Consider the following 24682-nt stretch of genomic DNA (forward strand, 5'->3'; position numbering starts at 1 on the left):
GGATGACCTCATCAAGCATCAACCCCAGACCAAAACGGGCAACCGATCACTATGAATGAACTAAAAACAATCTGTGTTTATTGCGGTTCCGGTGAAGGAACCAACCCGGCATACGCAAAAGCGGCCGAGACGCTGGGGCGCTTGCTGGCACAAAATGACATTCGCCTTGTCTACGGCGGTGGCTCCGTTGGCCTGATGGGCATTGTGGCGCGGACCGTCCTAAAACACAACGGCACTGTGACCGGTGTTATTCCGGAATTCCTCAAAAACCGAGAGGTCATGCTGGAAGAAGCCCATGATCTGATCGTCACCAGTGACATGCACGAGCGCAAACGGCTGATGTTTGAAAAGGCCGACGCCTTCATCGCCCTGCCGGGGGGAATCGGAACACTGGAAGAACTGGTGGAAATGCTCACCTGGGCGCAGTTGGGACAGCACCAGAAGCCTGTATTGCTGGCCAATGTTGATGGCTTCTGGGAACCGCTGAAAACCCTTCTGCAGCACATGCAGCAGGAAAAGTTCATCCGCGATGAAGCCGAGGTTCGCTACGAAGTCGCAGATCGCATTGAAGATGCCATCCCGCTACTGCGTCAGTCGATCCAAAAGCCGATTCTTCACAAAGACAGGGCTGTGGGTACGGTCGCCCAATACTGACACGCGGCGGCACCGCCGCCCCACCTTGAAGACGCCGGGCCAACGGCCCGGCTTCAGCCGGCTTGGTTCCGCTTGCGTTTTCGATGACCGCGGACGCTGTCCACCGTGAAAATCGCCAGGGCAATCCAGATCACCACAAAACCGGTCAACCGTTCCGTGGAGAGTGGCTCGTTCCAAACCCACACTGCAAACATGAACTGCATTGATGGCGCCACGTATTGCAGAAAGCCGATGTAGGTCAGTGGCAATCGCCGGGCACCGAAGGCAAACAGTGTCAGGGGCGCTGCGGTTACCAACCCTGTTCCCACAAGAGCCACCAGCAACCACGGATCTTGAGCGGGCACGACGGTAAGCCCCTGCCCGGCAAAGTAAAACAGGCCAAAAATTGCAAGAGGTGATGCAATCAGCACCTCACCGAGCTGACCGGAAATCGCGCCAACAGGCGTGCGTTTGCGAACGAGACCGTAAAGGGCAAACGAAAACGCCAGCGTGAGCGAAATCCAAGGAAACACGCCCAGTTGCAGGGTCTGGTAAAGAACGGCAGCCGCAGAAAGGACCAGCGCGAACAGTTGGCCGCGGGACAGGCGCTCTTTGAGAAAGACCACGCCCAGCGCCACACTTATCAACGGGTTGATGAAGTAACCCAAGCTTGCGTCCAACACTCGGTCCGCTTCCACCGAGTAGATGAAAACGAGCCAGTTGGTGGTTACCAGAACCGAGGCCAACACGACAAAACCAAATACTTTTCGGCTTGCCACAACATCGCGCAACTGATCGAGCCGCCCCGCTAGCGCCAGGTATCCGCCAACAAAAAGCACGGAGCCGAGGATGCGATAGCAAATCACGATCATTGCCGGCACGTCTGCCGTGAGTTTGTAATAGGCGGGCACAACGCCCCACATCAGGTAGGCTCCCAACGCCGACAAAAGCCCGAGCTTGAAAGCCCGGGCTTCCTCTGACTGGAGACTGGTCAAATCCGACGTGACCATCGGCCCACTCCTTGCACGTCTCGCCTGCGCCGTGGGGCGCAATCAGGCGGCCGCTTGTTGTGTCTTGAAGATGATGTAGCGCACAGAATCCGTAAGCGCTCTAAACGAAGCATCCACAATATTGCTGGATACGCCCACTGTAAACCAGCGCTGGCCCGTCCGTTTGTTCATGCTTTCGATCAGGACGCGGGTAACAGCGCCAGTGCCGCCATCGAGGATACGCACCTTGTAGTCAATCAACTCCAGATGATCTATGACTTCCTGATAGCGTCCCAAGTCCTTGCGCAGAGCCAGGTCCAGCGCGTTGACCGGACCATTCCCTTCCGCCACTGACATATGGGTTTGACCGTCAATCTCCACTTTCACAACGGCTTCTGACACCGTGACCTGATCGCCAACCGCATTGTAACGACGCTCCACACCGGTTCGAAACGAGATCACGTTGAAGTAGTCCGGCACCGAGAACAGGCGGCGACGGGCCATCAACTCAAAGGAGGCATCGGCCGCTTCATAGGAATAGCCCTGAGCTTCCAGTTCCTTTACTTCGGCAAGCAAGGCATCAAGACGAGGATCATACTTGTCGGCCTCAATTCCAAGGCGCTTCAGTTCTCCCAAGAGGTTGGATTTACCGGCCTGATCCGACACCAGAACGCGGCGCTGGTTGCCGACAACTTCCGGCGGCACATGCTCATAGGTTTCGGGCTCTTTCAGAAGAGCCGAGGCGTGAATGCCCGCTTTGGTAGCAAATGCACTGCGGCCCACATATGGCGCATGCAGGTTCGAAGTTCGATTCAGGATTTCATCGAAAGCCCTTGAAATCGTTGTGATATCACGCAGTGACTGCTCGCTGATACTCAAGTCATAGGCATCCTTGAACGGTGCCTTCAGCATCAAGGTCGGGATCAACGTGATCAAGTTGGCGTTGCCACAACGCTCGCCAATGCCATTGAGTGTGCCCTGGATCTGGCGGACGCCTGCGGACACTGCTGCGAGTGAATTCGCCACGGCATGCCCTGTATCATCGTGGGCATGTATGCCCAAATGATGGCCCGGCACAACCTCCTGCACCGCTTTGACAGTGCTTGCGATTTCATCCGGAAGCGTTCCCCCGTTGGTGTCGCACAACACCACCCAACGCGCCCCTGCGTCGAAGGCAGCCTTGGCACAAGCCAATGCAAACGAGGGGTTCGCCTTGAAGCCATCAAAGAAGTGCTCGCAATCAACCAGCGCTTCTTTGCCGGCCTCGACAGCTGCTGCCACGCTTTCGGAAATGCCCTCAAGGTTCTCCTCATTGGTGGAGTTGAGGGCCACCTTGACGTGATAGTCCCAGCTCTTTGCCACGAAGCAGATTGCATCTGACTGGCTTTGCAACAGGACCTGCAGCCCCGGATCATTGGAGGCGGATCGTCCTGCACGCTTTGTCATGCCAAAAGCGGTGAACGTGGCATTCTGGGTGCGCTTTTTTTCGAAAAACTGACTGTCCGTCGGATTTGCACCGGGATAGCCGCCTTCCACATAGTCCACGCCGAGACGGTCCAGCAAACCGGCGATGGCGATCTTTTCATCTACGGAGAAGTCGACACCGGATGTCTGCGCCCCGTCGCGCAGAGTTGTATCAAAAAGGTAGAGCCGTTCCTTGGCCATGTGTCATGTCCCTGACTGGAAGTGGCGTGCCGATCAGATTTCGCCTCCTTTGTTCGAGGTCTCCTCCCAACCTGACCAGCACGCATCCTGAGTTTTTAGGTTTGTTTCAGTTCCCAGGTGGTTTCGATTTCACCCGTTTCCTTGTTTTTCTGATCCTTCAAAATAATGCCTTCTGCGGCCAGCTCGTCACGAATGCGGTCGGACTCGGCAAAGTCCTTGGCTTTTCGTGCTTCAAGCCGGCGCGCAATGGACTCCTCAACGCGCTGTTTCAAGGCCGGGTCAATGCTTTCGAGCGCAGACTGCTCTTCTTCCTGCGTGGCCTCTACCCATGCCTTGGGGTCGAAACCGAGGAAAGCCAGCGAATCCGCCAGTTGTTGAGCCGCATCCCGATCACCAGAACGGGCTGCACGGGCTAACTTGTGGAGCGAAGCAAAGGCGCGCGGCGTGTTCAAGTCATCCAACAACCCGTCCACGACGTCCTGAACCGGTTTGGGGTCGGCACTGGGTACCACATCAAGTTTGATGAACAGGTCCGTCCAACGCTTGATCTGCTTGTCAGCTTCCTGAAGCCCCTTCTCGGTGAAATCGATGGGCTGCCGGTACTGCGTTTGCAACAGCGTGTAGCGAATGGCCTCACCCGGCCACTTGCGGCCACCCAGTCGATCCGTTTCAAGAAGCTCGTGAACGGTGAAGAAGTTGCCAAGAGACTTGGACATCTTCTCCCCTTCAACCTGCAGGAAGCCGTTGTGCATCCAGACATTGGCCATGACCGGCGTCCCATGGGCGCATCGAGACTGGGCAATTTCGTTTTCGTGGTGAGGAAACGTCAGATCAATCCCGCCACCGTGAATGTCAAAAGTCGTTCCCAGATGCTTGGCAGACATGGCCGAGCATTCGATATGCCAACCCGGCCGCCCCGGACGTTCTATACCGCAGGGGCTATCCCAGCCCGGCTCACCTTCTTCCGATGGCTTCCAGAGAACAAAGTCGGTCGGATCCTTCTTGTAGGTGGCCACCTCCACACGAGCACCTGCGATCATCTCGTCAAGCGAGCGACCAGAAAGCTGACCGTAGTCTTCCATGCTCGGCACATGGAACAACACGTGATCATCGGCAACGTAGGCATGGCCTTTTTCGACCAAGGTTTCGATGAGTTGCTTCATCTCTTCGATGTGTTCGGTTGCCCGAGGCTCAATGTCCGGCATCTGTGCACCGAGCGCGCCCATATCCGCGTGGAACTGGGCCGCCGTCTTTTCAGTCAGATCCCGAATGGAAACACCTTCTTGCGCGGCGCGCGCGTTGATCTTGTCGTCAACGTCGGTGATGTTGCGCACATACGTGACATGGTGCGCGCCATAAAGAAGCCGAAGCAGGCGTGCCAACACGTCAAACACAACCACAGGGCGTGCGTTGCCCACATGCGCATAGTCATAGACGGTGGGACCACACACATACATGCGCACGTTGTTCTCATCGATGGGAACAAACTCTTCCTTTGTTCGCGTGAGCGTGTTGGTGAGCATCAATTTATTGTGAGCGCTCATAAATGCGGATCTCCTGGCCAGCTGGCCGGGGCGTCCATCTCACGAAAAAAGGCAGAAAGGAACGGCCACAGCCAGCGATGTCGCTAGCTGCAAATAATGGTGATGATAGAAGAAATGTGCATCGCCGTTTTCATGACCTTGCTTTTCGCCGATTGTTGCGTACAGGTCAAGATGCTGCGTGCAATCCTCACTAAAGTTTCTAGGGTTAATTATTCCTATAACTCGGGGCAAACCTCCCTCTACGTGCTGTCTGTAACAAAAAGGAAGCTATCGCTCGTGACTTCCCTGCGTTTTTATTTGAGTGCCTGTGTCGCCGTTCTGTGCTTGGTCAGTTCTGCTGCCATTGCCGAGAACTCTGTTCAAAATCAAGTTGTTGACCCTCTCGGGCTGCACGACAACGATGCGGTTTTGGCGGCGGCCGTACCGGGTCCGGGCCGACAAGAAACCGCAGACAGCGCAGCTCCTGCCGCCAGCCAATCAGTTCCTGAACCTGCGGTTGAACCATCCGCAAAAACACGAATCAAATCGATTGAACCATCGGTTGCAGCTCCGGAAACCACAGCAACCACGGAGACCTCAGACCCATTGGCCGGCCGGGATGCCTTCGACCGGGGAGTTTTCCGCAGTTTTTTGAAGAAGGCTCCTCGTCTTGAAGGCGATGAAACCAAAGAAGCTGTCATCGATTTTTATCGTGGACGGCGCCATGAAAGCCTCTGGACGAAGGGCAAAGGCTTGTCGGTTCAAGGTGAAGCCTTGATCAAACAGGTTCGCTCGGCCCCGGACCACGGGTTGAAACAGGAAGACTATCTGCCTCACGCGTATTTGACTCGGAATGGCGGATTGTCGGATTGGCCGGCCCAGCACGAGGTGGAGCTGGACCTGACCCTCGCCTATCTGGCGCTGGCAGATGACCTGGCATCGGGTGCGGTGGATCCCATGTCGACCGGCTCTGAGATTTACCTGCAGCCCAAGCATCTGAGCGTCGAGGACCTTCTGGAGCGTCTCGACGAGGCTAAATCCATTCCCGCGTTGATGGCATCTTTTGCGCCCAAGGACCCTGCCTATGCAAAACTGCAGGAAAAGCTGAAGCATTATCGTCAGCTCGCCGCCCGCAAGAGCTATACCCACGTGCCTTCTGGAAAGACATTGCGCAAGGGCGATGTGGATGCACGTGTGCCGGCCCTGAAACGTCGTTTGTCCGAAGAAGGGTTTTACAAGGGATCGCTGGACGATACCGATCAACATTACGATGGAGATGTTGTGGAGGCCGTCAAGGCGTTTCAGCGGGCCAATGGCCTCAGCGCTGATGGGGTTGCCGGGCGAAATACCTTTACGACGCTCAATATCTCGCTTGAGCAACGAGTGCGCCAGATTGAGGCCAACCTCGAGCGTTTGCGTTGGTACGATTATCAGGCAACAGGCAGTTTCGTGGACGTCAATATTGCCGATCAAACCTTGAAGGTTGTACGCAATGGGCTCACCATTCACCAGACGCGGGTTGTTGTCGGCAAACCGAAGTACAAGACCCCCATCTTCTCCCACGCCATTTCTTACGCGGAAGTCAACCCAACCTGGACCATTCCGCGCTCAATTGCCTTGAAAACCTATTTGCCCATGTTGCAACGAGACCCGACCGAGGTCATGCGCCGGGGCATTCGCGTCTTTCACGGCAACCGGGAGATTGACCCGCGCAGCATCATCTGGAGTACGGTCAAGCCACGCTTCTTCAATTTCACGCTGCAGCAACGTCCTGGACGGAACAATGCACTGGGCGGGGTGAAGTACATGTTCCCCAATCGGCACGCCATCTACCTGCATGATACGCCGTCCAAGCATCTGTTTTCGCGCAGTGGACGGGCGTTCAGCCATGGCTGCATTCGCGTTGAGAACCCTTTCGACTTCGGGGACCTCCTCTTCAAGGATGAGGGATGGGACAAGGATCGGTTGATGAAGCTGAGATCCAAGTCCTCCAACCCGCAACGCATCAACCTGTCCAACAAGGTGCCCGTGCATCTGCGCTATTTCACAGCCTTCGTCGATGCTGCGGACACCGTGCAGTTCCGGTTCGACATCTACGGCAATGACGCCCGCCTGATTGAGGCTCTGGAGACCCGCAGCGCGCCTTTCTCCTGAGCATTTACAAAGATGAACGCCAGTTGAACGCTGTACTCAGCAAAGCTTCAACCTCTGTGGTCTATGGTCTGCTCAAGATCAACGCCTTTCGAGGCACCGAATTTGAGGAGACAGACCATGACACGGATTTTCTTCGGTTCCGTCGCTCTTGCCACGCTGATTGCCAGCCCGGTCGTCATGCTCGCCACTGTTTTGATGGCAGCAGGCGTTTAACTCTCCATATAGTCACCGCATTGGGGCGCCGGATTGTCGCCCCACGGCATGATAGGCACCGTAGAGGTGGAGTTTTTCGGGCTGCCCTCTACCAGTTTGTCGGAATAGACCAGATAGACCAGCGTGTTGCGCTTGGCATCACAACCGCGAACGATGCGCATCTTCTTGAAGAAGATCGACCGGCTTTCACGGTACATTTCATCGCCCTGCTCGAACTTCTCGGTAAACTCGATGGGGCCAACCTGACGGCATGCCAACGAAATGTCCGAGACTTCTTCGGCTAGTCCCAGCATTCCGCTGAACCCACCCTTTTCGGGCACCGTGAAGTGACAGGCCACACCTTTCACCAGTGGGTCGTCAATGGCATAGGTTGCAAGTTTGTGGTCCGGGCTCATGAACTTCCATACAGTCGACTTCTTGAAAATCAGGTCCGGCTCCTGCGCCAAGGCGGGGGAAAGCGCCAGTCCAAAAGCAAGAATGGAAATAGAGGCAATCTTCATAAAAGGTTTACTCCTTAAAACACACCGGAACCTGATATAAGGATTCCCGTAGGGTTCCCAAAGGGCGGTTCCAAAAAACTGAGATTTTCGGCCACTGGTCACAGTATTGCCAGTGTTATGGGCGCATACCACGCCCAATTCCATGATTATAGAATACAAACCAAGGTCCACATCGTGTTTGGAAAAGTTGCCAATTTCGTGTTTTCAGTTGGAGTGGCAGTGACGTTTCTTGCCCCAGCGGCAACGGCACGTCCGCAGGCCTGCAGTACACTTGAGGCCGAGTTCGTTCGGCTAAGCAAACAGGCCGACTCGCGACCACAGCGCTCGGCGCTCTCTGGGGCGTATGCCCAGCAAATTGAAACAATCCGCCTAACCCGCCAGAAGGCGCAGCGGCTGGGATGTGGCAGCGAGTACGCGCCCGCCCAACAATGCAATGCCTTGGCCGCACGCCTTGCAGATATGCAGGCCAATCTTGATTATCTTGAAGATGAACGTGATCGCGCCGTGCGTAGCGGCTCGGTGCAGGCGCGCCTTGAAGCCGTGCGCCAGTCCCTGATCGATCTGAACTGTAGTGGACGGGCCCCCGCCACGCCACCGCAAGTTTATGAGGCAAACAGCAATCCAACCGATCGGGGCTATCAGGTCCCCGGAAGTCAGCTCCCCCCTGTCGGCGCACCTCAACACAGCGTGCCAATTGACGAGCGCCCTTCCTACATGCGCCCGGACGTTCAGCCGCTTTCTCCCCAGCCCAGCCGGTCCTCGGCGACCGTGCGGCAACAGGACGGCGGCCAGCTATATACCAGTTACTGCGTGCGCACCTGCGACGGCTATTATTTCCCGGTAAGCAAGGCCACCCCTCAGGCGCATCTGGATGAAGATGTTGCCCTGTGCCAGACCATGTGTCCGGGCACAGAAACGCAGCTTTACATTCATGGGCCGCAAGAAGGCATTGACCAGCTGCGCACCCCCGGCGGCACCCCTTACACGGCGTTGCCAACGGCCTACAGCTTCAAGGAAGGCAGCGCGGCGTCTTGTACTTGCAACGGGTCCATGAACTTGCCGAAGGCCGAGGACATTCAGGAAGCCAGCCTGCCGCCACTAGATGGCACCTCCGCAGCGCCAGACTTTTCTTCTGGCAGTGTGCCTGCCACCGGCGAGCACCTACCCAAAACTCTGTTTGATGCGCCAACCGCTGACAAAGAGATTCAAGAGAGCGGGGCCAAGGATCTGGCAACGCAGAGTCAGCAGGATGAAGTAGAGAATCAAGGCACTGCCTCGGAGTCAGTCGCGACACAGACGACCACTCCGCACAGCCAAAATGAAACGGCGCGGAACGAACGTCCCGCGCCGAGAAAAGTTGCTCCCAAGACCGGTCCGGTCAGGCAAGTCGGTCCAAAGTTTTTTGCCGACCAATAAGCGGCAGCAATGACTTCAGGTCTGGCCCATGGGTCAGGCCTGTCAAAGCCCTGCGCAGCGGCATGAACAGCCCCTTGCCCTTGCGCCCGGTGGCATCTTTCACGGCTTTGGTCCAGACACCCCACGTGGTTTCATCCCACGGCTCTTCTGGTAGCAGATCACGTGCTTGACTGATGAACTCGCGATCCTCATCAGCAATATCCGGCGTCACGGGTCCTGTCACCACGGGCCACCACTGCGCTGCGTCCTTGACCGTATTGCAGTTTTCCTTGACCGCGTTCCAGAAAGCTTCCGATGCTTGAATGCCCAGCGCATCCAGACGAGCAGCGACCTGATCGTAAGGCAGACCGTGCACGATGCGAGCGGACAGGTGCCCCACCTCTTCAGGATCGAACTTGGCTGCCGACTTGGAGATCCCCGTAAAGTCGATCATGTCTGCCAGCGCGTCGAGATCGGCTGCCGGCTCCACCGCATGGGATGTACCGGTCAGCACCGCCAGCGAGCACACAGCCATTGGCTCATACCCGGCCTCGCGCAAGGAAGAAATGGACAACGCGCCGGTGCGCTTGGACAAACCTTCGCCGCTTGCGGTTGTCAAAAGGTTATGGTGACCGAACATGGGCACATTGGCACCCAGCGCCTCGAAAATGGCAATCTGAACGCCGGTATTGGCCACATGGTCTTCACCGCGAATGACATGAGTTACCCCCATGTCCGCGTCATCGACTATGGACGGCAGAGTATAAAGATAAGTGCCATCACCGCGGATCAGAACCGGGTCTGACAGCGACGCCAGATCCACGGTCTGGCGTCCCCGAATAACATCATCCCAATGCACTTCGGTGCGTTCGAAAGAAAACGGGTCTCCGTCCTTGTGGTTGGGCAGCTTGAAGCGCCAATGCGGGACACGTCCCTCTTCCTTGAACTTTTCAAGCTGCTCATCGGTATATTTCAGGCCGGCCCGGTCATATACCGGCGGCTTGCCCAGCGCCCGCGCCCGGTTGCGGCGGCGTTCCAGTTCTTCTGCCGTTTCATAACAGGCATAAAGCAGTCCGGCTTCTTTCAGCTTTTCGGCCGCTGCATCATACAGGGCAAACCGGTCGGACTGGCGCTCTATCCGGTTCGGTTTAATGCCCAGCCATGTCAGATCCTCAAGAATGGAATCGGCATATTCCTGCGTCGAACGTTCCCGGTCGGTATCATCAAACCGCAGGATGAACGATCCACCTTGCTTTTGAGCATAAAGCCAGTTGAACAGAGCGGGGCGCACATTTCCGATGTGAATGCGGCCGGTTGGCGATGGCGCAAAGCGGACGGTTACTGTCATGACTGATCCTTTTTCAGGAAACACGAAATTGGTGCTTTTCCGGTAGCCGGTTGGCCCGGCAGGGTCAACCGCCCTTTGCCCGGTTGCGCACTGTGAATTGGACCAACCCCGGCCTTTCGGCGGGACCGGGGTCAGCCTCACCTCAGGTTGCCGGTTCCTTCTGGGCCTGCATGGCCCCGCGCATGAGGTAAAGCGCCAAACTCAAGGCAAAGCAATACACGGCGCAGTAGATGAACTGCTCGGACAAAGATACACCGTAGTCCACCAGCAAGCCCATGACACCGGGAGCCATGGCCGATCCAAACACCACAAGTGCCGTATAAACGGCACGAATGCCGCCAAGATACATCGTGCCGAACGTTTCAGCCAGATAGGCGGACATCACCGCGCCCCAACACCCCATGGACAAGGCGAAGCAAACCATGGCCAGGAAAACGAGGCTTTCCGCCTCAATGGCCGACAGAGCCAAAAGGCCACACCCCAACGGGATGATCATCATCGGCAACAGCGCCGCTGCCGAGAACCGATCGATCAACGCGCCTGCGCTCAACGAAAACACGGCGCCCAGCCCCGCATATAGCGGCAGCAGTGCCGGTATCGTAGTGCGCGCCCACCCTTTTGCCTCCATCAACTGAACCTGATGAAACATGACACCTGTCATGAAGGTGGGAACGGCAATGGCCGCCGCCATGGCCAACCAGAACCGCCAGTCTCTTATCACCTGCCCGCGCTGCCAACTGGTCACCGGGCCCCGCGCCATCTCGGTGGCACTGGGGTTTTGCGGACTACGATCCTTGCGCAACAACAAATAGGAAATCGGCAGGAATCCGAGCAAGAGTGATGCACCGGCCAACAGCCAGAGATTGCGCCAGCCCAACGCCGCCATCAGCGCCACGGCAACCAGCGGCAGCATTGCTTCCCCCAGCATGTTGCCGAAATTCGCCAGACTGAGTGCTTTGCCACGTGAGGCGTTGAACCATCGCGCCATCGCTGTCTGGGAAATGTGAGGCAGGCTGCCTTGCCCGAACAGCCGCAGTCCGAACAGACACAGCCCGAGCATGATCACGCTGTCCTGCCATGCCATGAAGAACGTAAAGCCGGCCAGCACGATCAGCGCGCCGCACCCCACGACGACGGTTGGTACATAGTCAACGATCTTGCCGACCCAAATGAAGCAGAAGGCACTGGCCAGTGTCGCGGCCATGTAGAGAGAGCCGAACTCGCCGTGAGACAAGCCATAAGCTGCGCGCAACTCCGCAGAAAACTGAGCAATGAAGAACGTTTGTCCAAAACTGGAGCCAAACCCGAGCAACATGCCACCCAGTATCCACCGAGCGTTGCTGATGAAAAATTCCATGAATTTCAATAGTACGTACCGAGGTTAGCGGAAACTGATCGATCAGGTCCCTTAAAAGACGAAAGCCGGACAGGTGATCCTGCCCGACCCTTTCATTACAGACTAAGCGACCTTGCTCAGGTCGTGCGGTCGCGGAACCTATTGGTTATGGGGTACCGGCGGTCGCGGCCAAAATTCTTTTGCGTGACCTTCACGCCGGGTGCTGCTTGCCGCCGCTTGTATTCAGCAATGTAAAGCAGGTTTTCGATGCGATGGATGGTCTCCACATCATGCCCGCGGGCGGCTATGGCATCAACCGACATTTCCTCTTCGACCAGACAGGTCAAAATGTCATCAAGCACATCATACTCGGGCAAGCTGTCCTGGTCGGTCTGGTTTTCACGCAGCTCAGCCGTGGGAGCCTTTGTGATGATATTGCGCGGAATAACCTCGCCTTCCGGTCCAAGACACCCGCTCGGCCTTTGGGTGTTACGCCACGCCGAAAGCCGGTACACCTCTGTCTTGTAAAGGTCCTTGATGGGGTTGTAGCCGCCATTCATGTCGCCATACAACGTGGCATAGCCTACAGACATCTCGGATTTATTGCCGGTCGTCACCACCATGGCCCCAAACTTGTTGGAGATTGCCATGAGAATGGTGCCGCGCGTCCGCGACTGCAGATTCTCCTCAGTAATTCCCGGTGCGCTGCCTTCAAACATGGGGGCCAAAGCGCTGTGGAAGCCCTCGACCGGCTCTGCGATGGGCACGATATCGTAACGCACCCGGAGGGCTTCGGCGCAGGCCTTGGCATCCGCAAGGCTTTCCTCGGAGGTATACCGATAAGGGAGCATCACGCAGTGCACCCGCTCTGCACCAAGAGCATCCACGGCCATCGCCGCGCAGATCGCACTATCGATGCCGCCGGAAAGACCAAGAACAACACCCTTGAAGCCATTCTTTTCCACGTAGTCACGCAGGCCCATGACGCAGGCTTTCCAGTCTGCCTCATCCCGCTCAGGCAGGTGCTTCATGTCCGCGCTGTCCAGCTTCCATGTACCGTCGCCCGTTCGCGTACATTCGACATAGCCGATGGCCGCATCCAACTGCGGCATCTGCATGGCCAACACACGATCCGCGTTCAAAGCAAACGAAGCGCCGTCGAACACGACTTCATCCTGACCGCCGAGTTGGTTGCAGTAAATCAGTGGCAGGTTGGTTTCGACAACGCGCTGCACCATGATCTGCAAGCGTTTTTCAGCCTTGCCCCTGTTATAGGGAGAGCCGTTTGGAACCAGCAGCAGTTCAGCGCCGGTTTCCGCAAGGCACTCGCATACCTCATCGCCCCACGCATCCTCGCAGATTGGCACACCAATACGCACACCACGGAAGTTGATCGGCCCAGGCAGTGGCCCGGTATGGAACACCCGCTTTTCGTCAAACACGCCGTAGTTGGGAAGATCCACCTTGAACCGCAGCGCTTCAACCTTGCCGCCGTCCACGTAGGCCACAGCGTTGTAGCGTTGATGGTCCTGTTCCCACGGCACACCAATAAGCATGGCCGGCCCTTCGGCAGCGGTTTCTGCCGCCAGTTCATGAAGTGCTGCCTTGCAGGCTTTCATGAAGGCCGGTTTGAGAACAAGGTCTTCCGGCGGATAACCGGAGATGAACAACTCCGAGAACAGCACGAGGTCGGCATTCTGCTCAGCGGCCTGCCTGTAGCACGTGCGTGCCAGCGCCACATTACCAGCGATGTCTCCCAAGCGGGGATTGGCCTGAACGACTGCGATGCGAAAACTGTCAGATATCATGGGGATACTAGAGCTAAGCCTTTTTCAAGTAGTCTCCCCTGTGTAGCGGCTCTGGGCGGGCGAGACAATCAAATTAGCTCGAACCGTCCACCGCCGACCTGTTCAGGAGGATTTGCCACGCCGAAACGGCACCTTTTCCTGCGCCTTGGTTGTGCTGGCGCTCTTGCCGGGCGCGCTCGTCTTGCCCTTTTGGGGAGCAGGCTGGGGCGGCGCGGGTGCATCGGGATCAAGCTTTTGCTGCCGCTCGTCTTCCAACCGCTGCAGATGTTGTTGCAGGGAGGCCTGCAACGGGCTTTCGTGCAACTTTGGCTTTTTTCGAATGTAGTGCCCTTCCATAAGGGCGATCATGCGTTCTTGCAGCACAGCGGGCGAGAGCGGCTTGGTCAAGAAAAGGTTCACACCGGCGCGCATGGCATTGAGCACGACGGAGCGGCGGGCATCCGCGCTGATCACGATTACCGGAATCTGCGAGACTTCCGGGTCCGAATCCTCCCGCAGGATGCGCAGGAAGTCCTCGCCATCAAGCGGACGCATGACCCACTCGCACAAGATGAGGTCCGGGCGGCGGTCAATCGCCACGGCGATGGCATCAGCTCCGTCCTGTGCCTCATAAATCTGCCGCACTCCGAAACCCGAGACCATCGTGCGCAACAAACTGCGCATGTAGTTGTTGCCCTCGGCAATCAGAACGGAATATTTGCTCAACGCAGCTTTCTTGTGCCGCACACCACATCTCCCCGGCGAGGCAATTGTTGCATTTCGCATAAAATAAAGGGCCACTCGTTAGCGGCCCTTTAACACACCTTAAAATTTGGGAAAAATCGTGTAGTTGCTTACTCGGCAGCTACAGCCTTTTCCTCAACCACCCCCTGCTTGCGCAGGTTTTCGGCAATGGTGAACGCCAGTTCGATGGACTGGTCCGCATTCAGACGCGGATCGCAGTGGGTGTGATAGCGATCGCCCAGTTCATCAGCGGAGAGCTTGTGCGCCCCGCCCGTGCACTCGGTCACGTTCCGGCCGGTCATCTCCACATGCACACCGCCTGCGTGCGTCCCTTCAGCCCGGTGAACGGCAAAGAAGGCTTCCACTTCCTTCATCACGCGCTCGAACGGACGTGTCTTGTAGCCATTGGCGGTAACGGTGTTGCCATGCATGGGATCACAAGACCAGACAACCTTGCGGCCTTCCCGCTCCACCGCCCGGATGAGTTTGGGCAGGTGCTCTTCCACGTTGTCTGCACCAAAGCGGGCAATCAACGTCAGGCGTCCGGCCTCGTTGTCCGGGTTGAGGATATCAATGAGCTCCAACAGGCCATCGGTGGACAGGGATGGACCACATTTCAAGCCAATGGGGTTTTTCACACCGCGTGCAAACTCCACATGCGCATGGTCTGGCTGGCGGGTTCGATCCCCGATCCAGATCATGTGACCAGAGGTGGCATATGGCTCACCATTGGTGGAATCGATACGTGTCAAGGCTTCTTCATAGCCCAGAAGAAGGCCTTCATGGCTGGTGAAGAAATCGGTCGAACGCAACTGAGGCGCCGTATCCGGATCGATCCCGCAAGCCTGCATGAAGGACAGCGCCTCGGAAATGCGATCAGCAATTTCCTGATAACGGTGACCCTGCGGGCTGTCTTTCACAAACCCAAGCATCCACTGGTGCACGTGGTCCAGATTGGCAAACCCGCCCTGCGCAAAGGCACGCAGCAGGTTCAACGTTGCCGCGGACTGACGATACGCCATGACCTGACGGTGCGGGTCAGGCGTACGGGCTTCTTCCGTGAATGCGATGTCGTTGATGTTGTCACCGCGGTAGCTGGGCAGCGTGACACCATCCTTGGTCTCGAAGTCCGACGAGCGCGGCTTGGCAAACTGACCCGCAATGCGACCCACCTTGACGACCGGCTGCTTGGCTCCATAGGTCAATACGACGGACATCTGCAGAAAGACACGGAAAAAGTCGCGGATGTGATCGGGATGATGCTCCGCAAAGCTCTCCGCACAATCACCACCTTGCAAGAGGAAACCACGCCCCTCGGCAACATTGGCGAGCTGCGCTTTCAACTTGCGCGCCTCGCCTGCAAACACGAGCGGCGGATAAGATGCAAGGCGACGCTCTACGTCGGCCAGTGCTTCCTTATCGGGATAGTCCGGCATCTGCACGATCGGTTTTGACCGCCAGGAACCCGGTGTCCACTTTTCCGCCATCTTACTAACTCCAATAGTCTTCGGCATTGAGGCCCGATTTTCTTCTTGCAGGGCCCCCATCAAAACAAGTTTCGTATTGAACTCTAAGAGCAAATACGGGGAGGCTTATACACGCCCGTGACACGCATTGCCAGAGGCCAAACCTGCCGGATTCTGCGCCTTGCGTGAGGTAAACTCAATATATCAAAGGGCGAAGGCTGAATATTGCCCCGACTTTTACAAAGTTGGCACAGGGTCACTGTTTGCGCACTCAATAGGGAATATTGTTCCAATCCCGATGCTCAAGCGCTGTATTCACAGACAGTTTTTTGCGCCACGTTAAATCGTGAGTCATAACAGACGACTAGACCGCACTGTTCAGGTGTCGATTCAAGATGCGGGCGCCATGCTGTTCCAGAAGAGAATCAACTCGCCCCGCCAAGTCCGTTGATATCGTTACGGCACGTGGGTAGATCGGGGCCGCCCGATCGTTCATCACCGGCACCTGAGACCAGCCTTCCGTTGTTTCGAAAAAGTGGCGGATCCCCGCCTCGCCCCAGACCCGATGGAACCCGGCAATCACGCAGTCCAGGTAGCTTAACAGAATGGGATGGTCTTCATTGCCCCATTCATAGTGTTCGGTCTTGACCGAATACATGAAGGTGTCATGGGGCACGAACTGCGCCTGATCCGGGGTGAAGCTGCCCTCTTCCAGCGTATTCCGATTGTAGTGCCATTCACGGTCGTCCAGCCATGGCAGGTTCTTCTTGCGATCCAGCACCATCATGCCCCGGATCGCAGCCCCCTGCTTGGGGCGTACAGTCAGCGCGCAGACACCGGCCATACCCGCTTGTTCCTTCTCACGCCACTTGGCACAACCGCGCCATTCACGCACCCAGCCTTGCAACAAGCCAGGCACGACAACGGTTCCCTCGGGCAGCGTTTCTTCATTGACCAGAGAGCCATAGCCAAAGTAGCTGATCTGTTCGTCTTCCCACGTCATTCTTGTTTTCCCGCTGGTGGTTCCATTAAAAAGGGCGACCCGCAGATCGCCCTTGATGGGTTCTCGTGATCCGGCCGCCTAGCCATTCTTGCGAATGCGCTCGCTGGGTTCACGCATGGTCACAAGCTCCTCGGCTGAAGTTGGGTGTACCGCAATGGTGCGGTCATAGTCGGCCTTGGTAGCGCCCATGACCATTGTCACCCCAATCATCTGGATCAACTCTCCGGATTCCGGGCCCATGATGTGAACACCAAGGATCTTGTCGGTGTCGGCATCCACAATCATCTTCAGGAGCGTTTTCTCGTCCCGTCCCGACAATGTGTATTTCATCGGACGGAACGTCGCCTTGTAGATGTCCAGATTGTCGTATTTTTGCTCCGCCTCGGCTTGAGTGAGACCGGCGGTGCCGATTTCCGGCTGAGAGAACACGGCGGTGGGGATCAGGCTGTGATCAACCACCCATTCCTTCTTGCCGTAGACGCTGTCGGCAAAGGCATGGCCTTCGCGCAGCGCAACCGGCGTCAGGTTGGCTCGGTTGGTAACATCCCCCACGGCATAGATATTGGGCACGTTGGTCTGGCTGTCGGCACTCACCTTGATCGCGCCGCTTGCGTCCATCACGACGCCAGCCTTTTCCAATCCCAACCCTTCCGTGTTGGGGCTGCGACCAATGGCAAACATGACCTTGTCGAAGGTCATCTGCGCGCCAGACTTTGCCGTCACGTGCAGCTCATCCCCTTCCTTGTCGATCCGTGTGACCGTATCCTGGGTGATGATCTTGATGCCTTTCTTTTCCATCTCCTGATGGAGCGTTGCACGCAGGTCATCGTCAAAACCGCGCATGATCTGTTCTCGCCGGTACATCAACGTGGTATCCACGCCCATGCCCGCGAAAATCCCGGCGAACTCCACTGCGATGTAGCCCCCACCCGTGATGAGAATGCTTTTGGGCAGCTTGTCCAGATGGAAAGCTTCGTTGGAGGTGATCACATGCTCGCTTCCCGGCAAACCGGGATCGATATTGGCCTTGGCGCCCACTGCAATCAGGATGCGTTCAGCCGTCACCACCTTGCCGGTAGCCAACAGGCGCACTTCGTGGGGCCCTTCCAGTACAGCCCTTGTATCGTGAAGCTCCACACCGGCCTTTTCCAGATTGCGCCGGTAAATGCCTTCCAGCCGTTCGATTTCCTTGTCCTTGGCTGCGACAAGAGCGTTGAAGTCAAAGCTGGGCTTTTCACTCACGTTCCAACCGTAGCCCGCCGCATCCTCAAACTCCTTTGGGAATTTCGAGGCATAGACAAACAGCTTTTTGGGAACACAGCCGCGGATCACGCAGGTTCCCCCATAGCGGAATTCTTCGGCGACCGCGACGCGGGCACCGTGCTGCGCTGCAATTCGAGCTGCGCGCACACCACCGGAGCCAGCGCCGATGACGAACAGGTCATAATCGTATTGGGACATGGGCAAATGCCTTTTTTCATGGAAAAGGCCGTGTCCTCAAAGACATCGGCCTTGCGTGCGTGTCACCACAAAAATAAGGGCAGCCCGCGTTTTTTCAAGTCGCGAGCTGCCCGTGTATACGTTCTACGCTAGGTAGTGGCTTATTCGACTGCCAACTGCTGCAGGCGTTCGCGAGAAATGGCAACCATCTGCTCGCTCAAGGCATCGCCCCACTGTTTCGCTGCACCCATGGAAAGCGCGCTCAACTGGCCGCCGAGCTTTGCCAGTTTGGACCCGGCTTCCGTGTTGTAAAACTCGGCAATCTGCTTCAGTTCTTCCTCAGAGAAGCGACGTGCCCAAACTTCATAGATGATCTTGTCCAGTTCCGGACGTTCGGAGGCCAGCTCCAGCGCCACTTCATTCACCACCCGGTCAATCTCGGCGGTCATGGCCGGATTGGAGCGAATGAACAGGGCGCGGGTGCGCTCGGCAACGTCAGGCAAAATATTGTCAAAGCCTTCAGTGGACCGAGTCGCAATGATGGCTTCACGGGCCGCATCCAGATGCGCTTCGGAAAAGCTTTCCTGAGCTACAGACGGCACGGACAACAACGCAATGGCCAGTGCGGCTCCGGCAAGGCTCTTTCCAATCGCATTCAGTGATTTAACGAGCATAATCGTAGCTCTCCCTCTCAAAAATGAATTCTTGATCCGCAGGTCTTGGGACCCGGGCACTATCGCTCAATAATCTCGACCCGGTCATCGCCGGCAACATAAGCGCGCATGGCGAGATTGATAAAGAGCCCATTTTCGACAACCCCCGGAATATCATTCAGGCCTTTGGCAAATGCCTCTGGATCCGGAATGGTTCCCAAGTGGGCGTCGATGATGAAATTGCCGTTATCTGTTACAACGGGCGCTTCCGCCCCGCCTCTTAGTACCAACTCGCCGCTCAGTCCGTTGGTCTTCAGGTGCTGTTCCAGTTTAACTCGCGTTGCGCCCAAGCCAAACTGCACAACTTCAATAGGAAGTGGAAATTTGCCCAGCGTGTCCACAACTTTGCTGCGATCTGCGATTACCACCATGCGCGCCGAGGCCGTCGCGATGATTTTTTCGCGCAACAGGGCAGCCCCGCCGCCCTTGATCAAGGCCAACTCATTGGCAATTTCATCGGCACCGTCGATGCACAGGTCCAACTCTGGGGTTTCATCCAGCGTGGTCAGCGGCACGCCAAGCTGATTGCACAGCTGAGCGCTGGCTTCAGATGCCGGCACACCAATGATGTCCAGCCCGGCCGCGACTTCCTTTGCCAGAAGCTTGATCAACTCGTTGACTGTGGAGCCAGATCCGATGCCCAACCGCATTCCGTTCCGGACTTCCTTCAAGGCCGCGGCTGCGGCCTCGCTTTTCAGTGCTGCACTCATTTGCGCGTTCATTCCCAATCGTTCCGGCCGATGATCGCAGGACGATCGCTGCGCAGCAGCGGTTTTTCCCGTCTCATATCACCGCCTCATGCCCTGCCACGGGCTGCTTAACATGTCCATGCCGGTCGGCCAAGCGTGAAAAGAATCCCTGTGATCCGCGTTCACTGCAAATTGACAGGTCATAAACTTTGGCTAGGTTGGCGCAGACAAATGGAACGACAACGAGCATTTTTTATGACTAAACCGGTATTGGTATTCGATCTGGACGGCACCCTTGTCGAGACAATGGGTGACCTGACTGCATCGATGAATCACGTCCTTGTGGACGCAGGCTATGAAGCCATCGAAGCCGAGCGGGTCCGCACCATGGTTGGCGCTGGTGTGCGGGTACTGATCAGTCGTGGCTTGAAGGCCAACAAGGTTGAGCCAACTGATGAAGTGCTCGATCCGTTGCTGGCCAAGTTCATCCGCTACTACGAAGCGCATATTGCAGACCATTCCTACCCCTTCCCGGGGGCTCTGGATACGATCCGCCGTTTGCGCGAACAGGGCTGGAAGACGGCCATCTGCACCAACAAGCTGCACAAACTGGCCATGCCGCTGGTCAAGGCGTTGGAAATGGATGACCTGTTCGATGCCGTCGTTGGCGGCGACACCTTCTCCAAGAACAAGCCGGACGCCATGCCGGTGTTTGGCGCCATCGACATGGCCGGAGGTACCGCTGAAGGCTCGATCTTCGTCGGCGACTCCCGCGCGGACATTCAGGCAGCACGCAACGCCAACTTGCCTGTTATTGCCGTGGATTTTGGCTACACGGATGTACATGTCAGCGAACTCGGACCGGACGTGGTGATTTCTCACTACGACGAGTTGGAGGACGCTATCGAGAAGGTTCAGGAAAAAGCCTGATCATCGCGTCTTTTCAGGCTTGAAGACGGGCCGCATCCATCGCCCTGCGTGGCGTGGATGCGGCCCTTTTCTTTTCCCGCGCTGTTTTCCAAGTGGAAGCACATCCCATCAGCGGCTATTCCGTAACGCTCGGCCCCGCCTCATCCCCTCATCCCAATCTGGCGGTACCCTAAAAATACATAGGCTCATTGCGACACCTCCCCCACCTCTGGTTATCCAGCGTCGTTTAAACTCGGCAGCGAGGCTTTGACCTACATTCGTCATCCCGCGCTTGACGCAGGATCCAGACGGGAAGTTGATCCACACGCCCTCACCAATAACTTTGGATCCCGGATCAGCGCTGCGCTTGTCCGGGATGACACCGGTGGCTGGGGCGGAAGCGGGAGGTCTCACAAACACCAGGCATCCAAAAAATGAGATCCAAAACTCCATCCACACACTCCACCGTCATCCCGCGCTTGACGCGGGATCCAGGCGGGCAGTTGGTCCACACGCTCCCACCAATAACTCTGGATCCCGGATCAGCGCTGCGCTTGTCCGGGATGACAGCTGTACGGAGCAGTGGTGACCATAGAGAACGCCAGACACCGCAACCTCGCCGGGCCGCGTCGCCGTCCAGCGTCCTTGAGACCCGACAGCGAAGCTTTGCCCTACATTCGTCATCCCGCGCTTGACGCGGGATCCAGGCGGGCAGTTGATCCACACGCCCTCACCGGCAACTCTGGATCCCGGATCAGCGCTGCGCTTGTCCGGGATGACAGCGATGGTTCTGCCCTACAAAATCCGCCCCTCATAAGCCACGGGGCCAAAGTCGTGCCCGAATTCTTCGAAAAAAAGCCATAGAGGGCGCGCAAAAACTCCGCACAAGCTCGTCATAAGGCAGTCCTGAGGCCGCCGTGTCGCGGTGTACCGCGCCATGCGCCCCCTTAGGATTGAGTGAGTCCACAAATTTATGGTCAGAACCTATCTCGTTCCCCTTATGGCAATCATCGTCGCCGCAGCATGCATGCAGGTTGCAAGCTCGGCCATGATGACTTTCGTGCCGCTTTTTGTGGGTGCCCATGGCGGCGATACCGCAGAAGTTGGCCTGCTTGCCGCGGCCTACTCTCTCGGGTTCATGGGGGGATGCCTGCGCGGGCTGAAGATCATCAACCGCGTCGGGTACATCAGGGCGTTCGCCGCTGGCGCCGGCTTGACCGCGATCATGATCCTTCTGGCTCGCAGCACGGACAACCTCATGATCTGGGCCGGTCTGCGTTTTGTCATGGGTGGTGCCGTGGCCATGTTGTTCTCAGCAGCCGATGCCTGGCTCAGTGTTGCCACGCCGGATGCGGTGCGCGGCCGCATTCTTTCCATCAACTCTCTGGCGGTTGGCCTGATGGCGATCCTGTCCCAAGTGCTGATTTTCCAGTTTGCAACAGATGACCAGCTGCTTTTGGACATCATGCTGCTGCTAAGCCTCTGTGCCATCGTCCTTTTGTGCCTGACCCGGTCTGTGCCACCCGTGACCGAAGCCAAAAGCCGCCTGTCCTTTCGCGAGGTCCTGAGGGAGGTTCCGGTTGCTGTCACCGGAGCTTTCGTTGCGGGAGCGATCACCACGAGCTTTCTGACCGTGGTGCCCTTCGCCTTGTCTGATGCCGGCGTGACGGCCGGAACTACAGCGTTTCTCGTTGCCCAACTCTATGTGGGCCGTCTCCTGTTTCAATGGCCGGTTGGTGCGCTGTCCGACACCATGGATCGTCGTTTCCTGATCCTTGGCTGCGCAATAATCATATGCGTTCTGACCACATTGTATCTGGCGGCCGATCCGTTCAAACACTGGCAGGTGGCCAATGGCTCACAAGACGGGCTGTTCACCATTTTGGCCGTTCTCTTGATCATTCTCGGGGGATTGAGCTTTCCGCTTTATTCCCTGTGCCTTGCCCATGGGTTCGAGTTCAAGGTCGACAACGGACCTGCCCTGTCGACTTATTTGCTGTTCGTCTGGGCGCTCGGCAGCGTCATCGGACCTCTGGCCATCAGCGCCATGGCGCCTGTGTTTCCAGATACGGCAGCCCCGCTTCTGGCAGCTGTTCTGTCCGGATTGCTGGCGGCCTTTACCCTGTGGCGTCTGCACAAGCGCCCCTCGCAAAAACCGGAGTTGGAACTGTCCTACACCAGTTACCCCAGTGCCGGACTTGGTGTTGCCCCTGAAACCGTGGCCAATGCGCTGGAAAGCGCGTCACCAACCTGTCATCCTTTGGAAAAACCTCAATAAAATCACAGGGGAACAACTTTTTTGGATTTCTTTTGGGAAAAACTGCAGTGGAGGCTTGCGCTCTCAAATCAAACCGCCTAAATACGCCTCCAACGACGACGCGCCGCACGGCGCAAAGGTCGGGCGATTAGCTCAGTTGGTAGAGCGCTTCGTTTACACCGAAGATGTCGGGAGTTCGAGTCTCTCATCGCCCACCATTCTCTCCCCACCAAAAAATTGTCGTTCTCACGTTACCTCAAAAGCGTGTTTGCATGCGTTCGCTCTTGCGTCAAATCCCTGTTTTGTGCATTACAACGCAAACCTAACGCATTTCGAGAGTGATTGTTTTGGCATCCCAAAAGAAGAGCCGATCAGAACAGGTGTTCTTGTTCTGCGGCATGCTGTTCGGCCTGTGCACCCTGATTTTCGCAGCTTTGGTTTTTGTTCAGATCGTCTTGTATGGAGGCCCGAACTTCAAGGTTGCCGCCGCCCTCGCGGTTGTGATTGGCCTGCCTGCTTTGATCTATCAACGGCTGAAAGCACCACACCCGGAGAGCTGATCCCTTGAAATGAGTTAGGGCGGCACACTGGCCGCCCCGTTGTCCTGCGAAAAACCGTGCAGGAAAGTCCATATGCATACAAGGCCCTAGAGGGGATAGTCTTCCCCATGGCCGAAGTTGTCGGTGACGTAGTCCAGGTCTTTATCCCCGCGCCCCGACAAGTTCACAAGGATGGTTTCTCCCGCATGTGTCGCTGCCATTTTCATGGCATAGGCCACAGCATGACTGCTCTCCAAAGCCGGGATAATCCCCTCCAGACGAGACAGTGCATAAAACGCCTGCAAGGTTTCCTCATCTGTAGCTGAGCCATATTTTGCCCGGCCGATTTCATGAAGATGAGAGTGCTCCGGTCCAACTCCCGGATAATCAAGCCCCGACGCGATCGAGTGCACCGGCGCCGGTTCACCATTGGCATCCGTCAAAACCAGGCATTTGAACCCGTGAATCTGGCCGGGCTGGCCAAAGGTGATTGTCGCCGCGTGGTCCCCTTCCTTCGGGCCTTTCCCCATCGGCTCAACACCGTGAAGTTGCACCGTATCGTCATCGACAAAGCCGGAAAACAGTCCCATGGCGTTGGAGCCTCCACCCACGCAGGCCACCACGTGATCGGGAAGATTGCCAGTCATTTCAATGAATTGTTCGCGAGCTTCAACGCCGATGATCTGTTGGAAGTCTCGAACCATCTTCGGAAAAGGATGTGGCCCAACGACAGACCCAATGGCATAAATGGCTTCTTCCGTCTGGCCCAGATAGGATTCAAACGCTGAATCCACGGCCTCTTTCAAGGTTCGCGCACCGAAGCTCACTGGTACAACCGTTGCCCCAAGAAGCTTCATTCGCTTCACGTTCGGGTGCTCCTTGGCGATGTCCACCTCGCCCATGTGGATTTCACAGTCGAGCCCAAAGTAGGCCGCTGCCGTGGCCAGTGCGACCCCATGCTGGCCGGCTCCTGTTTCGGCGATCAGCTTCTTTTTGCCCATATGCTTGGCCAGCAAGGCTTCTGCCATGCAATGATTCAGCTTGTGAGCGCCAGAGTGGTTCAGGTCTTCACGCTTCAAGTAGATATTCGCGCCGCCCAACTTGGTAGAGAGGTTGCGGGCATGAGAGATTGGTGTCGGACGCCCCTGATAATGCTTTCGGATATAGCGCAGCTCGGCAATGTAGGAGGCATCACCAGAAATTCGCTCGTAAGCCTGCGCGATCTCCTTGAAATGCGGCTCCAGTTGCGGTGGCAGGAATGCCCCGCCATAATTGCCAAAATATCCATCCTTGTCAGGCACTTGCTTAAGATAGCCGCTCATTGTTTCCCCACGTTTCATGTCAGTTCGATCAAGTCTATCTGGAAAGCGAAGATCCCC

General features: G+C 56.8%; 20 protein-coding genes and 1 tRNA gene. 7 read left to right on the top strand and 14 right to left on the bottom strand.

Features of this window, described 5'->3' with window-relative positions:
• Positions 1 to 51: 51 nt before the first annotated feature.
• Positions 52 to 654 (top strand): LOG family protein, encoded by a 603-nt coding sequence (locus tag G512_RS21670; protein WP_036490060.1) that lies wholly within the window; start codon positions 52 to 54, stop codon positions 652 to 654.
• A 53-nt stretch (positions 655 to 707) separates the two neighbouring features.
• On the opposite strand, the gene rarD is transcribed toward G512_RS21670, so the two are convergent.
• From rarD to cysS, 3 genes are all read right to left on the bottom strand, one after another.
• Entirely contained in the window at positions 708 to 1643 is a 936-nt protein-coding gene (gene rarD / locus G512_RS21675; RefSeq protein ID WP_036490062.1) for an EamA family transporter RarD, read from the bottom strand.
• Positions 1644 to 1685: 42 nt separating this feature from the next.
• The gene (gene cimA, locus G512_RS0117565) at positions 1686 to 3287 is read right to left on the bottom strand and encodes a citramalate synthase (protein ID WP_028482839.1); all 1602 of its coding nucleotides are present in this window, start codon (positions 3285 to 3287) and stop codon (positions 1686 to 1688) included.
• A 95-nt stretch (positions 3288 to 3382) separates the two neighbouring features.
• Entirely contained in the window at positions 3383 to 4831 is a 1449-nt protein-coding gene (gene cysS / locus G512_RS0117570) for a cysteine--tRNA ligase (RefSeq protein ID WP_028482840.1), read from the bottom strand.
• 276 nt (positions 4832 to 5107) lie between these two features.
• Between cysS and G512_RS22270 the strand changes: the two genes are divergently transcribed.
• On the top strand, positions 5108 to 6964 hold the full coding sequence (locus G512_RS22270; RefSeq protein WP_051269573.1) for a L,D-transpeptidase family protein: 1857 nt from the start codon (positions 5108 to 5110) through the stop codon (positions 6962 to 6964).
• 209 nt (positions 6965 to 7173) lie between these two features.
• On the opposite strand, the gene G512_RS0117585 is transcribed toward G512_RS22270, so the two are convergent.
• Entirely contained in the window at positions 7174 to 7677 is a 504-nt protein-coding gene (locus G512_RS0117585; protein ID WP_028482841.1) for a CreA family protein, read from the bottom strand.
• Positions 7678 to 7896: 219 nt separating this feature from the next.
• Here G512_RS0117585 and G512_RS0117590 point away from each other — a divergent pair, with 219 nt between their 5' ends.
• A complete protein-coding gene (locus tag G512_RS0117590; RefSeq protein ID WP_162143391.1) occupies positions 7897 to 9093 on the top strand; it encodes a DUF2865 domain-containing protein in 1197 nt (398 codons plus the stop codon).
• On the opposite strand, the gene gltX is transcribed toward G512_RS0117590, so the two are convergent.
• The 9 genes from gltX to rpiA form a co-directional block, all read right to left on the bottom strand.
• Positions 9056 to 10420 (bottom strand): glutamate--tRNA ligase, encoded by a 1365-nt coding sequence (gltX, locus tag G512_RS0117595; protein ID WP_028482843.1) that lies wholly within the window; start codon positions 10418 to 10420, stop codon positions 9056 to 9058. The genes G512_RS0117590 and gltX overlap by 38 nt on opposite strands.
• A 142-nt stretch (positions 10421 to 10562) precedes the next feature.
• Entirely contained in the window at positions 10563 to 11777 is a 1215-nt protein-coding gene (locus G512_RS0117600; protein ID WP_081657545.1) for an MFS transporter, read from the bottom strand.
• 116 nt (positions 11778 to 11893) lie between these two features.
• Complete coding sequence (locus G512_RS0117605; RefSeq protein WP_028482845.1) at positions 11894 to 13564, bottom strand: NAD+ synthase; 1671 nt, start codon at positions 13562 to 13564, stop codon at positions 11894 to 11896.
• Between the two features lie 102 nt (positions 13565 to 13666).
• Positions 13667 to 14290, bottom strand: coding sequence for a response regulator (locus tag G512_RS21685; protein WP_073833317.1), 624 nt, complete (start codon positions 14288 to 14290; stop codon positions 13667 to 13669).
• A 107-nt stretch (positions 14291 to 14397) separates the two neighbouring features.
• Positions 14398 to 15774, bottom strand: a complete 1377-nt coding sequence (locus G512_RS0117615) for a class II 3-deoxy-7-phosphoheptulonate synthase (RefSeq protein WP_028482846.1) — start codon at positions 15772 to 15774, stop codon at positions 14398 to 14400.
• Between the two features lie 343 nt (positions 15775 to 16117).
• Positions 16118 to 16756 (bottom strand): hypothetical protein, encoded by a 639-nt coding sequence (locus G512_RS0117620; RefSeq protein WP_028482847.1) that lies wholly within the window; start codon positions 16754 to 16756, stop codon positions 16118 to 16120.
• Positions 16757 to 16834: 78 nt separating this feature from the next.
• Positions 16835 to 18217, bottom strand: a complete 1383-nt coding sequence (gene gor, locus G512_RS0117625) for a glutathione-disulfide reductase (RefSeq protein WP_028482848.1) — start codon at positions 18215 to 18217, stop codon at positions 16835 to 16837.
• 140 nt (positions 18218 to 18357) lie between these two features.
• Positions 18358 to 18870, bottom strand: coding sequence for a DUF2059 domain-containing protein (locus tag G512_RS0117630; RefSeq protein WP_028482849.1), 513 nt, complete (start codon positions 18868 to 18870; stop codon positions 18358 to 18360).
• Positions 18871 to 18929: 59 nt separating this feature from the next.
• A complete protein-coding gene (rpiA, locus tag G512_RS0117635) occupies positions 18930 to 19619 on the bottom strand; it encodes a ribose-5-phosphate isomerase RpiA (protein WP_143181421.1) in 690 nt (229 codons plus the stop codon).
• Between the two features lie 234 nt (positions 19620 to 19853).
• On the opposite strand from rpiA, the gene gph reads away from it, so the two are divergent.
• The 4 genes from gph to G512_RS0117655 all read left to right on the top strand — a co-directional run bounded on the left by gph (position 19854) and on the right by G512_RS0117655 (position 23324).
• A complete protein-coding gene (gene gph, locus G512_RS0117640) occupies positions 19854 to 20528 on the top strand; it encodes a phosphoglycolate phosphatase (protein WP_028482851.1) in 675 nt (224 codons plus the stop codon).
• Between the two features lie 952 nt (positions 20529 to 21480).
• Positions 21481 to 22785: an MFS transporter gene (locus G512_RS21690; RefSeq protein WP_081657546.1), complete on the top strand. Its 1305-nt coding sequence runs from the start codon at positions 21481 to 21483 to the stop codon at positions 22783 to 22785.
• 121 nt (positions 22786 to 22906) lie between these two features.
• Positions 22907 to 22982, top strand: a tRNA-Val gene (locus G512_RS0117650).
• A 129-nt stretch (positions 22983 to 23111) separates the two neighbouring features.
• Positions 23112 to 23324 carry a hypothetical protein gene (locus G512_RS0117655; protein ID WP_143181422.1) on the top strand — a complete coding sequence of 71 codons (213 nt, stop codon included), beginning with the start codon at positions 23112 to 23114 and terminating at the stop codon, positions 23322 to 23324.
• Between the two features lie 86 nt (positions 23325 to 23410).
• Here the strand turns inward: G512_RS0117655 and trpB are convergent, their stop codons facing one another.
• On the bottom strand, positions 23411 to 24625 hold the full coding sequence (trpB, locus tag G512_RS0117660) for a tryptophan synthase subunit beta (protein ID WP_028482853.1): 1215 nt from the start codon (positions 24623 to 24625) through the stop codon (positions 23411 to 23413).
• Between the last annotated feature and the right edge of the window lie 57 nt (positions 24626 to 24682).

The organism is Pseudovibrio exalbescens DSM 16456 (assembly GCF_000422785.1).
Classification (GTDB): domain Bacteria; phylum Pseudomonadota; class Alphaproteobacteria; order Rhizobiales; family Stappiaceae; genus Pseudovibrio; species Pseudovibrio exalbescens.

What these genes read in the sequence shown, in the direction of transcription:
- G512_RS0117630 (WP_028482849.1), bottom strand. Translation starts at nt 18,870, where the DNA reads ATGCTCGTTAAATCACTGAATGCGATTGGAAAGAGCCTTGCCGGAGCC.
- G512_RS0117620 (WP_028482847.1), bottom strand. Translation starts at nt 16,756, where the DNA reads ATGACGTGGGAAGACGAACAGATCAGCTACTTTGGCTATGGCTCTCTG.
- G512_RS0117585 (WP_028482841.1), bottom strand. Translation starts at nt 7,677, where the DNA reads ATGAAGATTGCCTCTATTTCCATTCTTGCTTTTGGACTGGCGCTTTCC.
- cimA (WP_028482839.1), bottom strand. Translation starts at nt 3,287, where the DNA reads ATGGCCAAGGAACGGCTCTACCTTTTTGATACAACTCTGCGCGACGGG.
- G512_RS0117615 (WP_028482846.1), bottom strand. Translation starts at nt 15,774, where the DNA reads ATGGCGGAAAAGTGGACACCGGGTTCCTGGCGGTCAAAACCGATCGTG.
- rpiA (WP_143181421.1), bottom strand. Translation starts at nt 19,619, where the DNA reads ATGAGTGCAGCACTGAAAAGCGAGGCCGCAGCCGCGGCCTTGAAGGAA.
- gltX (WP_028482843.1), bottom strand. Translation starts at nt 10,420, where the DNA reads ATGACAGTAACCGTCCGCTTTGCGCCATCGCCAACCGGCCGCATTCAC.
- gor (WP_028482848.1), bottom strand. Translation starts at nt 18,217, where the DNA reads ATGTCCCAATACGATTATGACCTGTTCGTCATCGGCGCTGGCTCCGGT.
- gph (WP_028482851.1), top strand. Translation starts at nt 19,854, where the DNA reads ATGACTAAACCGGTATTGGTATTCGATCTGGACGGCACCCTTGTCGAG.
- G512_RS0117600 (WP_081657545.1), bottom strand. Translation starts at nt 11,777, where the DNA reads ATGGAATTTTTCATCAGCAACGCTCGGTGGATACTGGGTGGCATGTTG.
- cysS (WP_028482840.1), bottom strand. Translation starts at nt 4,831, where the DNA reads ATGAGCGCTCACAATAAATTGATGCTCACCAACACGCTCACGCGAACA.
- trpB (WP_028482853.1), bottom strand. Translation starts at nt 24,625, where the DNA reads ATGAGCGGCTATCTTAAGCAAGTGCCTGACAAGGATGGATATTTTGGC.
- G512_RS0117605 (WP_028482845.1), bottom strand. Translation starts at nt 13,564, where the DNA reads ATGATATCTGACAGTTTTCGCATCGCAGTCGTTCAGGCCAATCCCCGC.
- G512_RS21690 (WP_081657546.1), top strand. Translation starts at nt 21,481, where the DNA reads ATGGTCAGAACCTATCTCGTTCCCCTTATGGCAATCATCGTCGCCGCA.
- rarD (WP_036490062.1), bottom strand. Translation starts at nt 1,643, where the DNA reads ATGGTCACGTCGGATTTGACCAGTCTCCAGTCAGAGGAAGCCCGGGCT.
- G512_RS21670 (WP_036490060.1), top strand. Translation starts at nt 52, where the DNA reads ATGAATGAACTAAAAACAATCTGTGTTTATTGCGGTTCCGGTGAAGGA.